The sequence below is a fragment of the Arthrobacter silviterrae genome (assembly GCF_011045165.1).
Taxonomy (GTDB): domain Bacteria; phylum Actinomycetota; class Actinomycetes; order Actinomycetales; family Micrococcaceae; genus Specibacter; species Specibacter silviterrae.
The window spans coordinates 26,644-39,929 of the sequence record NZ_JAAKZI010000005.1 but is presented as its reverse complement, the minus strand read 5'-3'; the positions used below and the strand labels follow the sequence as shown (position 1 = coordinate 39,929).

General features: G+C 66.1%; 15 protein-coding genes. 12 read left to right on the top strand and 3 right to left on the bottom strand.

Going from position 1 to position 13,286, the window contains the following annotated elements:
• The first annotated feature begins 51 nt into the window (after positions 1-51).
• The 5 genes from G6N77_RS04500 to G6N77_RS04480 all read left to right on the top strand — a co-directional run bounded on the left by G6N77_RS04500 (position 52) and on the right by G6N77_RS04480 (position 5,587).
• Positions 52-855: an ABC transporter ATP-binding protein gene (locus G6N77_RS04500; protein ID WP_165180829.1), complete on the top strand. Its 804-nt coding sequence runs from the start codon at positions 52-54 to the stop codon at positions 853-855.
• On the top strand, positions 837-2,420 hold the full coding sequence (locus tag G6N77_RS04495) for a transporter (RefSeq protein WP_165180828.1): 1,584 nt from the start codon (positions 837-839) through the stop codon (positions 2,418-2,420). Before G6N77_RS04500 ends, G6N77_RS04495 begins: the two co-directional genes overlap by 19 nt.
• A 92-nt stretch (positions 2,421-2,512) precedes the next feature.
• On the top strand, positions 2,513-3,295 hold the full coding sequence (nagB, locus tag G6N77_RS04490; RefSeq protein WP_165180827.1) for a glucosamine-6-phosphate deaminase: 783 nt from the start codon (positions 2,513-2,515) through the stop codon (positions 3,293-3,295).
• A gap of 88 nt (positions 3,296-3,383) precedes the next feature.
• Positions 3,384-3,716, top strand: a complete 333-nt coding sequence (locus G6N77_RS04485) for a DUF3039 domain-containing protein (protein ID WP_165180826.1) — start codon at positions 3,384-3,386, stop codon at positions 3,714-3,716.
• A gap of 95 nt (positions 3,717-3,811) precedes the next feature.
• The gene (locus G6N77_RS04480) at positions 3,812-5,587 is read left to right on the top strand and encodes a DEAD/DEAH box helicase (protein ID WP_165180825.1); all 1,776 of its coding nucleotides are present in this window, start codon (positions 3,812-3,814) and stop codon (positions 5,585-5,587) included.
• Between the two features lie 140 nt (positions 5,588-5,727).
• Here the strand turns inward: G6N77_RS04480 and G6N77_RS04475 are convergent, their stop codons facing one another.
• From G6N77_RS04475 to G6N77_RS04465, 3 genes are all read right to left on the bottom strand, one after another.
• Positions 5,728-6,021, bottom strand: a complete 294-nt coding sequence (locus tag G6N77_RS04475; protein WP_165180824.1) for a GIY-YIG nuclease family protein — start codon at positions 6,019-6,021, stop codon at positions 5,728-5,730.
• A 224-nt stretch (positions 6,022-6,245) separates the two neighbouring features.
• Positions 6,246-6,866, bottom strand: coding sequence for an isochorismatase family protein (locus G6N77_RS04470; RefSeq protein ID WP_165180823.1), 621 nt, complete (start codon positions 6,864-6,866; stop codon positions 6,246-6,248).
• A 49-nt stretch (positions 6,867-6,915) separates the two neighbouring features.
• Complete coding sequence (locus G6N77_RS04465) at positions 6,916-8,259, bottom strand: nicotinate phosphoribosyltransferase (protein WP_165180822.1); 1,344 nt, start codon at positions 8,257-8,259, stop codon at positions 6,916-6,918.
• Positions 8,260-8,296: 37 nt separating this feature from the next.
• Between G6N77_RS04465 and clpS the strand changes: the two genes are divergently transcribed.
• From clpS to rdgB, 7 genes are all read left to right on the top strand, one after another.
• Positions 8,297-8,602, top strand: coding sequence for an ATP-dependent Clp protease adapter ClpS (clpS, locus tag G6N77_RS04460; RefSeq protein WP_165180821.1), 306 nt, complete (start codon positions 8,297-8,299; stop codon positions 8,600-8,602).
• Positions 8,595-9,161, top strand: coding sequence for a DUF2017 domain-containing protein (locus G6N77_RS04455; protein WP_165180820.1), 567 nt, complete (start codon positions 8,595-8,597; stop codon positions 9,159-9,161). The genes clpS and G6N77_RS04455 overlap by 8 nt, the downstream gene beginning before the upstream one ends.
• Before the next feature lie 94 nt (positions 9,162-9,255).
• The gene (murI, locus tag G6N77_RS04450) at positions 9,256-10,266 is read left to right on the top strand and encodes a glutamate racemase (protein WP_165180819.1); all 1,011 of its coding nucleotides are present in this window, start codon (positions 9,256-9,258) and stop codon (positions 10,264-10,266) included.
• A complete protein-coding gene (locus G6N77_RS04445; RefSeq protein WP_165180818.1) occupies positions 10,263-11,060 on the top strand; it encodes an MBL fold metallo-hydrolase in 798 nt (265 codons plus the stop codon). The genes murI and G6N77_RS04445 overlap by 4 nt, the downstream gene beginning before the upstream one ends.
• Before the next feature lie 152 nt (positions 11,061-11,212).
• Positions 11,213-11,752 carry a hypothetical protein gene (locus G6N77_RS04440; RefSeq protein ID WP_165180817.1) on the top strand — a complete coding sequence of 180 codons (540 nt, stop codon included), beginning with the start codon at positions 11,213-11,215 and terminating at the stop codon, positions 11,750-11,752.
• Positions 11,753-11,815: 63 nt separating this feature from the next.
• Positions 11,816-12,562 (top strand): ribonuclease PH, encoded by a 747-nt coding sequence (rph, locus tag G6N77_RS04435; protein WP_165180816.1) that lies wholly within the window; start codon positions 11,816-11,818, stop codon positions 12,560-12,562.
• A complete protein-coding gene (gene rdgB, locus G6N77_RS04430; RefSeq protein ID WP_165180815.1) occupies positions 12,562-13,185 on the top strand; it encodes an RdgB/HAM1 family non-canonical purine NTP pyrophosphatase in 624 nt (207 codons plus the stop codon). Before rph ends, rdgB begins: the two co-directional genes overlap by 1 nt.
• Positions 13,186-13,286: the final 101 nt, after the last annotated feature.

Below are 13,286 nucleotides of genomic sequence, written 5' to 3'. Positions count from 1 at the left end.
TCATCCTTTCGGATGGTGAATATGCTGTGGGCCGCTTGTTAGTGTGGCGTCATGACTGACTTTTCGGCACACGCCACCACCGTGCCGGCTGCCCCGCAACAGCCGGCCGCCCTGGCCATCCGCGGTCTGGCAAAGGCGTTTGGCTCCAAGGCTGCGGTGAACGGGATCAACTTGGATGTGCCTGCCGGCTCCTTTTACGGGCTGGTCGGCCCCAACGGCGCAGGCAAGACCACATCCCTCTCCATGGCCACGGGATTGTTGCGCCCGGACGCCGGACAGGTGTGGGTGCACGGCGTCGACGTTTGGGCCCACCAACTCGAAGCCAAGCGGCTCATGGGGCTGCTGCCTGACGGCGTGCGCCTCTTTGACAGGCTTTCCGGCGAACAGCTGGTGACCTATGCGGGCCTGCTGCGTGGCATGGACAGGGACACAGTGGCCCATCGCGTCCATGACCTATTGGCGGCGCTGGACCTGGCCAAGGATGCCGGGACCCTGGTGGTGGACTATTCCGCAGGCATGACCAAGAAGATCGCCTTGGCGGCTGCCCTGATACATGCACCCCGGCTCCTGGTGCTCGATGAGCCCTTCGAATCCGTGGACCCCGTCTCCGCGGCCAACATCCGCGACATTCTGCACGACTACGTGGCCTCCGGCGGAACCGTCATCGTCTCCAGCCACGTCATGGACCTGGTGCAGCGCATGTGCGACCACGTGGCAGTCATCGCCGCCGGCACCGTCCTGGCAGCAGGCACGGTGGACCAGGTGCGCGGGGACCTGAGCCTGGAGGACAGGTTCGTGGAACTCGTCGGCGGTCGGAACCAGACGGCGGGGCTGCAATGGTTGCGCACCTCCTAAGGCTAAAAATAGCGCTGCTGCGCAATTCGCTGCGGCGCAGCACCATGCAACTGGTGGGCCTGGCCATTGGTGCCCTTTACGGGCTGGGCATCCTGGGCACCGCGCTGGTGGGCCTGGCGGTGCTGGGCACGCAGGGCCCGGAAGTCGTGGGCACGGTCCTTGTGCTCGCGGGGTCAGCGCTGTTCCTGGGCTGGCTCATCATTCCCGTGGTGGCCTCCGGGCTGGACATGACACTGGACCCTGCCCGGTTCAGTACCTATTCCATCCCCATGCGCCAGCTCCTTGCCGGCCTGGCGCTGTCCGGCTTCATTGGCATCCCCGGAGCCATCACACTCCTGGCCTCAATGGGAACCGCAGCAGCGTGGTGGCAGCACCCGGGTGCCGCGGCAGTGGCACTGTTCTGTGGCGCCGTGGCGGCCCTGACGTGCGTGGTGGCCTCCCGGGCCATTACGGCGGCCAGCGCCAGCCTGGCCTCCTCCCGCAAGTTCAAGGACTTGAGCGGCGTGGTGCTGCTGGTCCCGCTGGTCCTCCTCGGACCGATCACCACCAGCCTTACGGCGGGTGTCCAGGGGGTCCGGGACTACCTGCCGGATTTGGCCAACACCCTTTCCTGGACGCCGCTCGGCGCGGTCTGGGCCGTACCCGCAGCTGTGGCAGCAGGCCAGTGGGCCGCGGCGGGCGGAAAGCTCGCCATTGCACTGGCGGCCCTGGCTGTCCTGACCTGGATCTGGAAGGCCTGCCTGGCCAAGGCGCTGGTCACCCCGCCCCATGCAGGAAACCTACGCCGCAGTGCCGGCAACTTGGGATTCTTCCGCTTGTTCGCTGCCAGCCCGGCCGGAGCCGTCGCCGCCCGCAGCCTGACGTACTGGTTCCGGGACCCGCGCTACAGCGCGGGCCTCATCATCGCACCGCTGCTGCCGCTGGTGTTTGTTTTTGCCAGCTCACAGGCAGCCGGCGGTGGGTCCACCGGCGTCGTCCTGGGGCTTGGCGGGGCGCTGGCGGCGTTTCTGGTGGTGTGGAGCATCTCCTCCGACATCTCCTATGACAACACAGCCTTCGCACTGCATCTGGGTGCCGGTGTCCCGGGGGCGGCGGACCGGGCCGGCCGTGCGGCCGCAGCGGGCATCTTGGCACTGGCGCTGGGCATCCTCTATGCGCTGGCAGGGGCGGTGATTTCCGGTTCGTGGGCGCTGCTTCCGGCCACGCTGGGACTGACTATCGGCGCCGTCGGAAGCGGGCTGGGGCTGGCGAGTGTCTTTTCAGCCCGCTTCACGATGAATGCCCCGCTGCCCGGCGACAGCCCCCTCAAGTCGAAGCCGGGCAACAACTTTTCCGCCATGGTGGTCCAGTTTTCCGGATTTGCCGGCGTGGGCGTGCTGGTGGTGCCGGAGCTGGTGCTGACCACCATTGCCCTGGCCGGCAACCGGCCGGCACTGGGGTGGATCTCGCTGGCCACCGGAGCAGTCCTCGGCGCCGTGTTCCTGGCAGCCGGCCTCCGCATTGGCGCCCGCCTTTATGACCGCCGTGCGCCCGAGCTGTTGCTGGCGGTTTCGGCGGACCGCTGACAATCGCTAAGGTTGAGAAGGCGCGCCGGTTTCACCGGCGGCCCGGCCCTGGCCGCCGCCCCTCACGTGCAATCCCGAAAGGAACGTGTTTCATGGAGGTCATCATCCTCCCCAGCAGCAAGGAAATCGGCGCTCTCGCCGCAGACGCCATTGAGGAACTGGTTCGCACCAAGCCGGCCGCCGTCCTGGGCCTGGCAACAGGCTCTTCCCCCTTGCCCATCTATGACGAGCTGGCCCGCCGCCACGACCAGGATGGCCTGAGTTTCACCCAAGCACACGGCTTTGCCCTGGACGAATACGTGGGACTCCCCGTGGGACACCCCGAGTCATACCGGGAAGTCATTCGCCGTGAATTCACCAACCGCGTGGATGTGGCCCCCGACAATGTCCACGGGCCCGACGGCTCGGCCGCCGACATCCAGGCTGCCTGCCTGGGTTATGAGGAGGCCATCAAGGCTGCTGGGGGTGTGGACCTGCAGATCCTTGGGGTGGGCACCAACGGCCACATCGGCTTCAATGAGCCCGGCTCCTCGCTGGCCTCGCGGACACGCATCAAGACGCTGGCGGACCAGACGCGCCAGGACAATGCACGGTTCTTCGACACCATTGACCAGGTGCCCCACCACGTGGTGACCCAGGGCCTGGGCACCATCATGGCTGCCAGGCACGTGGTGCTGGTGGCATTTGGGGCAGGCAAGGCCGCGGCAGTGCGTGACTTTGTCGAAGGCCCCGTCACGGCGAGCTGCCCGGCTTCGGTGCTGCAGTTCCACCCCCACGCCACCATCCTGGTTGACGAGGCTGCCGCAGCCCAGCTGGCCGGCGCCGCCACGTACCGCCACGCCTACGACAACAAGCCGGAGTGGCAGGGACTCTAAGCCGGGGACGGTGGCGGGCGGGCCGGGCACGAAACCCGCCCGCCGCCGTCGAGCCTTCACGGCGAGTCGAAAAACGAAACCGGCTAGAATGGACACCATGAGCTTGCCACCAGACCCCTTCGAAAACGATCCCCGTTTCAACCCCGGCAGCAGCGGCGGTTCCACGGCCGTCATCGAGCGCCAGGAACTGCGCCAGGAGGTGGAACCGGGGGACAGCGAGCGGTTCTCGCACTACGTCCGCAAGGAAAAGATCATGGAATCCGCCCTGACCGGCGAGCCCGTGGTGGCCCTGTGCGGAAAGGTGTGGACGCCCGGGCGTGACCCGCAAAAGTTCCCCGTGTGCCCCGAGTGCAAGGCCATTTACGAAGGCATGAACCCCACCGGCGGCAAGGGCAAGGGCCCGAAGAACCCCAAGAAGTAACAAACGGCAATGGCGCACGGCATCAGTGCCGGCAATTGGCGTGCCTGAAAACAAGGGGCGCACGGGAAAGAAGTGACAAGGATGGCAGCGATTTCGTGACGGAAACATTGTTTGGCGGACCGTCCCTGCCTCCGGCCTACCCTGAGCGGGCGGCATGGGGCACGGCCCAAAAGCTGCGGGCGTGGCAGACCGAGGCCATGGAAAAGTACTTTTCGGCCGGCCCCCGCGATTTTCTGGCCGTGGCCACGCCCGGTGCCGGCAAGACCACGTTTGCCCTGCATGTGGCGACCCAGCTGATAGCCCGGGGCACCATCAACCGGATCACCATCGTCACCCCCACGGACCACCTCAAGCGACAATGGGCGGACGCAGCGGCACGGGTTGGCATTTCCATCGACCCGAACTTCAAGAATGCCGACGGCCGCCACGGCAAGGGCTTCATCGGCGTGGCCGTCACGTACGCCCAGGTGGCCAGCAAGCCGCTCTTGCACCGGGCCAAGACCGAAGCCGCCCGCACGCTGGTCATCATGGACGAGATCCACCACGGCGGCGATGCGTTGTCCTGGGGCGACGGCATCCGTGAAGCATTCGACCCGGCAGCCCGGCGCCTGGCCCTGACCGGAACGCCCTTCCGTTCCGACACTGCCCCGATTCCCTTTGTGGACTACGTGGAGGATGGCGACGGCATCCGCCGCTCCAAGGCCGACTACACCTACGGCTACGGGGAGGCGCTCAAGGACCACGTGGTGCGCCCCGTCATGTTCATGGCCTACTCCGGCCAGATGCGCTGGCGCACCAGTGCCGGTGAGGAAATGGCGGCCACCCTGGGCGCCCCGGTCACCAAGGACATCACCTCCCAGGCCTGGCGCACCGCGCTGAACCCTGCGGGCGAGTGGATCCCCGCCGTGCTGGCCGCTGCCGACAAGCGCCTCACCGAGGTGCGCCGTGCCGTGCCTGACGCCGGCGGGCTGGTCATCGCCACCGACCATGACGACGCCCGCGCCTATGCCGGCCAGCTGAAGAAGATCACGGGGGAGTCGCCCACTGTGATTCTGTCCGACGATGCCAAGGCCTCGGACAAGATCGACACATTTTCCGCGGGGGAGAAGCGCTGGATGGTGGCGGTGCGGATGGTTTCCGAAGGCGTTGACGTGCCGCGGCTGGCAGTTGGCGTCTATGCGACGTCCACGGCAACGCCGCTGTTTTTCGCCCAGGCGATCGGCCGCTTTGTGCGCGCCCGGAAACGTGGCGAAACGGCGTCGGTTTTCCTGCCGTCGGTGCCAAACCTCATGGAACTGGCCAACCAGCTTGAACTCGAGCGCGACCACGCCCTGGACCGCCCGGACAAGGACCCAGACGGTTTTATTGACGATGCCGAGATGGAGGAGGCCAACCGCGAGGAAAAGGCGTCTGACACGCTGGAAAAGTTCAAGTTTGAGGCGCTGGAGTCCCAGGCCTCCTTTGACAAGGTATTGTTCGACGGCGGCGAATTCGGCACCGGCGGCGAGATCGGCAGCGATGACGAGCTCGACTTCCTGGGCATCCCGGGCCTGCTCGACGCCGACCAAGTGGGGGTCCTGCTGCGCCAGCGCCAGGCTGCCCAGCAAACCCGGCGGCGCGGCAAGGGGGCTAGTGCACCCGAACCGGAGCCGGAGGCCGCTGCCGTGGTGGACCACCGTATGCTGATGGACCTGCGCCACGAACTGGCCAAGAACGTCTCGGCGTGGAGCGCGCGCTCCGGCATGCCCCACGGCATGGTCCACAGCGAGCTGCGGCGCATCTGCGGCGGACCCGCCGTGGCACAGGCGAACGAACCCCAGCTCCACCAGCGGCTCAAGAAGCTCCAGGACTGGTTCCTCGGCCGCAAATAGCAGCCAGGTAGCAGAGCAGCGATACCGGTGGTCGAGCAGCGAGTTCTGCGAGCGCGTCGAGACCCTGGGACACACGCGCCGGTGGTCGAGCAGCGAGTTCTGCGAGCGCGTCGAGACCCTGGCTGTTTAGGTTGATACCGTCACGATCGTATTTGCCGAGACTTGGCCTCGGACAAGCCCGGCAGGTCCATCAGCCGTCCCTCTATGAGGGCCTCGCGCTTGGCGCGGCTCCAGCCTTGTATCTGCTGCTCCAGTGCGAATGCCGTGTCCACGCGGTCGTGTTCTTGAGCCCACACCAGTTCGACGGGTTTGCGCCTGCGCGTGTACGTCGCACCTTCTCCGGCGTTGTGCTGGGCTAACCTGCGTTCCAAATTCCACGTGCTTCCGACGTAGTAGGAGCAGTCATTGCATTTCAAGATATATACATGTGGCATGTTCACATTGTCGTTGCCGGACGACCTATTTTCCGGGCCAATTTCAGAATTGTGGATAACGGGCCCGGATTGCCACCAGAGGTAGTGCTTACCAGCTTTGGGGCGCGAAGGAATCCAGGGTCTCGGCGCGCTCGCGGGGTTCGCTGCCCGACCACCGGGTCTCGACGCGCTCGCTGGGCTCGCTGCCGGCCACCGGGTCTCGCCCGCTGCCCGACGGTCCGCGGCTACTTGACCTCCACGCCGGCGTCCTCGAGTTCGTCCAGGGCCGCTTCGCTGGCGTCTTCGTCCACGCCAGCCACGTAGTCGCGCAACACTGTTGTGTTGTAGCCGGCATTGACGGCGTCCAGGGCGGTGGCCCGGACGCAGAAGTCGGTGGCGATTCCCACCACCACCACGTCCTCGACGTCGTTCTCGCGCAGCCAGTCGTCCAGGCTGACGGGAGCCTCGCCGTCGTCCGGGTTGGCGGCCTCGTGGGCTTCCCTCTCACCCGGCATGACTTCATCCTCCGGTGCCAACAGCCCGTCAAAGCCCGAGTACGCAGCGTCGTACCGCCCCTTGCGGAAGTAGGCGTCGATGTCCTCGGTGTCCAGGTTTCGGTGCAGGGCCGCGCCCTTGGAGCCGGCAACACAGTGCACGGGCCAGCTATTGATGAAGTCGGGGGTGTCGGAGAAGTGGCTTCCCGGATCAATGTGCCAGTCCTGCGTCGCCACAATGAAGTCGTAGTCCGCCGTTTCGTTGATGTGCTCGGAAATCTCCGAGGCCAGCTCGGCTCCGCCGTCAACGGCCAGCGAGCCTCCTTCGCAGAAGTCGTTCTGGACGTCCACAATGATCAGTGCCTTGGCCATGGTGTGCTCCTTCGGTGATTGGCTGGATTGCTGTGTTGGTGGGGCTGGGCTAGTTCGGGGCAGCTGCGGCTTGAAAATATTCTGTGGGGATGACGGGCTCACCGCGCTGGAGGCGGCGGGCGGCTCCTGGCATTTCGGCCATGGACGCCGCATGGCGTTCCGTGGCGCGCTCCACGCCTTCGCGCCCCGTCCAACCGGGAGCCAGGACGCCGCCGGCCATGAACTCCTGAATCAGCGGCCTGTCGTTTCCGTCGCTTTCAGGCATGGTGCCAATGCCCACCAGCTCCGCAGTGGCGATTCCGCGGGCGTTCAGGCGGCGCAGGGCCTGCTTTTTCCCGCCAACGCTTGCCTTGTTCTTGGCGGACTTTGCCACGGAGACAAATTCGCCGTCGTCGCCCTCGCGGGAGACCAGCTTGTAGACCATCGACGCCGTTGGCGCCCCGGACCCGGTGACCAGGGACGTCCCCACGCCGTAGGAATCAACCGGGGCCGCCGCCAGGGCGGCAATGGCAAACTCGTCAAGGTCGGAGGTGACGGTGATGCGGGTGTTGACGTTGCCGAGGGAATCGAGCAGGGCCCGGACCTCATGCGCCTGGGCCAGCAGGTCGCCGGAATCCAGCCTGACGCCGCCCAGGGACGGACCCGCGATCTCGACGGCCTTCCGGACGGCCGCTTCGACGTCGTACGTGTCAACCAGCAGCGTGGTGCCGGATCCCATGGAGGCCACCTGGGCGCGGAAGGCGTCCTCCTCGGTGTTGTGCAGCAGCGTAAACGAGTGTGCCGCGGTGCCCTGGGTCAGCACGCCATACCGCAGGCCGCACTCAAGGTTGGAGGTGCTGTGGAAGCCGGCGATGACGGCGGCACGCGAGGCGGCCACGGCGGATTCCTCGTGGGTGCGCCGGGACCCCATCTCGATGCAGGGGCGTGAACCGGCAGCAGTGATCATGCGGGATGCGGCGGAGGCGATGGCGGAGTCGTGGTTGAGCACGGAGAGCACGTAGGTCTCCAGGATGCAGGCCTCGGCAAAGGTTGATTCGATGGAAAGGATGGGGGAATTGGGGAAATACAGTTCGCCCTCCGCATATCCGTACACGTTTCCTGAGAACTTGAAATCGGCTAGCCACGCCAGGGTTTCGTCATTCACCACCGCGTTTCGGGCCAAAAAATCCAGTTCCTGGGCGCCAAAACGAAACCGCTCCAGGCCCTCCAGCAGGCGGCCGGTTCCCCCCACAACCCCGTAACGGCGGCCGTCCGGCAGCCTCCGGGCGAAGGCCTCGAAGACGCTGCGGCGGTGCGCGGCGCCGGAATGAAGCGCGGCCTGGAGCATGGTCAGCTCATAGTGGTCCGTGAACAGGGAGGTGCGGGGCTGGCCCCAGCCGGATGCGGTAGTCACGGGATTTACTGTATCGGGGCCACACTAGAATGGACACATGAGTGTCAGCACAGCCCCGGAAACGGACCGGGCCCCTTCGTCGCATGAGCTCATCTCCGCGGACGTCCCCTGGGAACTGATTGTGTGGAACGATCCCGTGAACTTGATGAGCTATGTCAGTTACGTTTTTCAAAGCTACTTTGGATATTCGGAGGCCAAGGCGTCGAAGTTGATGATGCAGGTGCACCAGGAGGGAAAGTCGGCCGTGGCCAGCGGTGCCAAGGAGAAAATGGAAGCCCACGTGGTGGCCATGCATGGATTTGGCCTGTGGGCCACGGTGCAGAAGGGCGGCGGACGTGGCTAAGGCCTTCATTGCCGGGCGCCGGGGCATCACCGGCATTCTCGAAGGGGCGGAGCGTGACCTGCTGCGCAAGCTGTTCGCGGACATCATCACCATGCTCGAACCTGACACCCCGGCCCACGAGGACCCGCTTGCCGCGTTGATCGGCCTCGACATGGACGCCACCGTCCCCACGGACCCGGCCCTGTTGCGGCTGCTGCCGGACGCAGTCAAGAACGACGCCGGTGCCGCCCTTGAGTTTCGCCAGCTCACCGAGCGCTCGCTGCGAGAAAACAAGATTGGCGCCCTCCGGGCGGCCTCGCTGGACCTGGACCATGACAAGGTGGTGCTGGACGCGGACCGCGCCCGCCTGTGGTCCATGGCCCTCAACGACGTGCGGCTGGTGCTCGCCGAAAGGCTGGAGATCCGCGACGAACAGGACGCGGACAGGGTCCACCTGGTCCAGGACTGGGGCGACGCCGACGACGTCGAAAGTTACCTTTCCCTGGTCTACAACTTCGTCTCCTGGCTCCAGGAAAGCCTGGTCCAGGCCATGCTGGTGGGCCTGAAGAGCCGCAAGTAATGGCGGCGCCCACGCCCCGCCCGGGCGCCTGTGACAAAACAGACGGGGCCAAATGCACCCGCCCGTCCGCCCAGGCTTCTATTCTGGGACGATCATGAGCACAACTCCCGCGGACTCCAGCCCCGCCGCCCCGCAGGCCATGGCGGAACGGGCCATCGGCATCTTTGACTCAGGCGTGGGCGGACTGACGGTGGCCCGGGCGGTCATCGACCAGCTGCCCAACGAATCCATCCTGTACGTGGGCGACACCGCCAACAGCCCCTACGGCCCGCTGCCCATTGCCGAGGTGCGGGCCAACGCCCTCGGCGTCATGGACGAGCTGGTCGACGCCGGCGTGAAGCTCCTGGTCATCGCCTGCAATTCCGCCTCCGCCGCCGTGCTCCGCGACGCCCGTGAACGGTACACGGCCCGCTACGGCATTCCCGTCATTGAAGTCATCCTGCCGGCCGTGCGAAGGGCTGTGGCCGCCACCCGGACCGGCAGGGTGGGGGTGATCGGCACGGAGGCGACAGTGGGCTCCCGGGCCTATGAGGACACTTTCGCTGCGGCACCAAACCTGCACATCACCTCGGCCGCCTGCCCGGACTTTGTGCGCTTCGTGGAATCCGGCATCACGGCCGGCCCCGAGCTGCTTTCCACCGCCGAACGGTACCTGGCGCCCCTGAAGGCCGCCCACGTGGACACGCTGGTGCTGGGCTGCACCCACTATCCGCTGCTGACCGGCGTCATCTCCTACGTCATGGGCGATTCGGTCACCCTGGTCTCCAGCGCCGAGGAAACGGCCAAGGACGTGTACAAGGCCCTGGTCAGCCACGACCTGGAGCGCCTTTCTACCGACCCCCCCTCCCACAACTTCCTTTCCACCGGCGACGCCGGGCAGTTTGGCGTGCTGGCGCGCCGCTTCCTGGGGCCGGAGGTGCGCGGCGTGGAGCAGGTGACCCACGTTTCGGCACACTATCCCACCGGTTCCATTGCACGGATCACCCCAGAGATGATCGAGGCTGCCCGCTCCGGCGGCGGAGCCCGGCACATCTCCAATTTTGTTTTGCGCGAAAGTGTCGGCAAACTGGCTGTTTCGGGCAATGCAACGGGGGAACGCACATGAAGTTGACCATAGTGGGGTGCAGCGGGTCCTTTCCCGGGCCTGCATCGCCTGCGTCCTGCTACCTGCTCACGGCCCACGACGGCACCCGCCCCTGGCGGGTGCTTATCGACCTGGGCAGCGGGGCGCTGGGATCCGTGCAAAAGTACATGGACCTGGAAGACATCGACGCGATCTTCCTCAGCCACCTGCACCCGGACCATTGCATGGACCTGTGCGGCCTGCACGTGGCCGTGCGCTGGAACCCCCACGGCTGGCACCGCGGGCGAATCCCCGTGTGGGGACCGGCCGCAACGGCGGACAGGCTCGCCACCGCCTACGGCCTTGACCTGGACCCCGGAATGCGCGAGGAATTTGACTTCCAGCTTTGGCAGGAACGCGAACCCGTGACGGTGGGCCCCTTCAAGGTGACACCAATCTCCGTCAACCACCCCATCCCGGAGGCCTACGCCCTGCGGGTGGAAGTCACCGAATTTGACGGCACCGGCGTGGACCGCTCCATCACGCTTGCCTATTCGGGGGACACCGACGCCTGCCAGGGGCTGGAAGATGCAGCACGGGACGCCCACCTGTTCCTGTGCGAGGCTGCCTTCGAGGAAGGGCGGGACGACCACATCAAGGACGTGCACCTGACGGGCAAGCGGGCCGGCGAGGCCGCGAGCCGCGCCAACGTCCGGCGGCTGCTCCTGACCCACATCCCCGTGTGGACCGACACCAACACGGTGGTGGCGGAAGCCCGTGAAAGCTATGCGGGGGACGTGTCCGCCGCAGTGGCAGGCGTGCACTACACCATCTAAAGGCATTGCAGAATCATCCAAAATGATCATGTTGGATTGGCCCACGCTCCGATAGTGTCGGAACTGTCGATGCACGAGGATTGGGGGTGTTCGGCGGTGCCGCGCATGCAGTGGCGGCACCGCCGAGCGAATTCCCTCGAAGGATGAGGATCATGAGCAACTATCCAATGCCCAGCTACAACCCCCAGTGGTCGCAGCAGCCCGCGGTTCCCGCGCCCGTTAAACCCAAGCAGGTGGGCTGGGCCTTCCAGCTCATCCTGGCCGCCGCCGTGCTGCAGCTCATCTCCGTGGCCTTCGGGATAGTCAACTTTTCCTCAGGCACGTTCCGCCAGACCATGTCGGACACCATTGCCAAGCAGAAGCTGCCGGCAGGCACGAACGCCACGGACATGGTGTCGATCGGGATCGCCACCGCCATTGGTGTGGCCATAGCTGTCGCCGTCGTCGCCGTGGTCCTCTATGTGATCATCGGCCTGTTCATCAACAAGGGAGCCGGCTGGGCGCGGATCACCGGCCTGGTCCTGGCGGTGGTTTCACTCACGCAGCTGGCCAACATGAGCATGCCCGCGGGCATCTTCACCATCCTGCAGGTGCTGGCCGGCATTGCCGCGATCATCCTGTGCTTCATCCAGCCCGGTTCCCGGTACTTTGCAGACACGAAGGCATACAAGCTGGCCAACAAGGGCCGCTGACGCCCCGCCCGGCGGCTCCTCCCACCGCCGGGGCGGCACCTGTTTTGCGTCTACGCTTAGACCATGACTACTAGCGAGACTGCAATCCAGCGCGCCGACGGCCGCGCCACCGACCAACTGCGCGACATCTCCATCACCCGCGGCTGGTCCAAGCAGGCCGAGGGCTCGGCCTTGATCGAGTTCGGCAACACCCGTGTGCTGTGCACCGCCTCGCTGACCGCCGGTGTTCCGCGCTGGCTCAAGGGTGAGGGCACGGGCTGGGTCACCGCCGAGTACGCCATGCTGCCCCGGGCCACCAACACCCGCAACTCGCGCGAATCCGTCAAGGGCAAGATCGGCGGGCGCACCCACGAGATCTCCCGCCTGATCGGCCGCTCCCTTCGCTCCATCATCGACACCAAGGCGCTGGGCGAGAACACCATTGTGCTGGACTGCGATGTCCTCCAGGCCGACGGCGGCACCCGCACGGCCGCGATCACCGGAGCCTATGTGGCCCTGGCCGACGCCGTCCGCTATGCGAAGGAGCACAAGCTCATCGCCAAGAATGCCGAGCCCCTCATTGACACGGTCTCCGCCATCTCCGTGGGCATCATCGACGGCGTCCCCATGCTGGACCTGCCCTATGTGGAGGACGTGCGCGCCGAAACCGACATGAACGTGGTGGTCACCGGCTCCGGCAAGTTTGTGGAGGTCCAGGGCACGGCCGAAGGCGCCCCGTTTGACCGCGAGGAACTCAACAAGCTGCTGGACCTGGCCCTGATCGGCACGTCGCAGCTGGCGCAGATCCAGCGCGAAACGCTCGGGGCATAATGCCCGCGCCGAAACTGGTCCTGGCCACACACAACCAGGGCAAACTGCGGGAGCTGCGGGAACTGCTCCGCGGCCAGGTGCCGGGCCTGGACGTGGACACGGACGTGGTCGACGCCGGTGCACTCCAGGCGCCCGACGTCGCCGAAACAGGGGTCACCTTCGCCGAGAATGCGCGGCTGAAGGCGCACGAGGTGGCACGATTCACCGGGGTCCTGGCCATTGCGGACGACTCCGGCCTGGCCGTCGACGTCCTGGGAGGCGCTCCCGGCATCTTCTCCGCCCGCTGGGCCGGGAAACACGGCAACGACGCGGCGAACCTGGAACTGCTGCTGGCCCAGCTGTCCGACATCGGTCCCGCCCACCGCGGTGCACGGTTTGTCTGCGCCGCCGCGCTGGCCAGCCCGGACGGGAGCCACGACGCAGTGGAGGAGGGCTTCCTGGAGGGTACCCTGTTGGCGGAGCCGCGCGGCGCCGGCGGTTTCGGCTACGACCCCATTGTGCAGCCGCTGGGCATGGATGTCTCCTGCGCCGAACTGACGCCAGCGGAAAAGAACGCCATCAGCCACCGCGGCCATGCCTTCCGGGCGCTCCTGCCGCACATCGTCAAGGCACTCTCCGCCTGACGGTGTGGCGGCAGCGTCCGCGGAACAACTTATTTCGCGATATGAAAATGGAATATCTTATTGCGAAAAGTTAGTGATGCGTCTTACACTTTTGTGTAGCC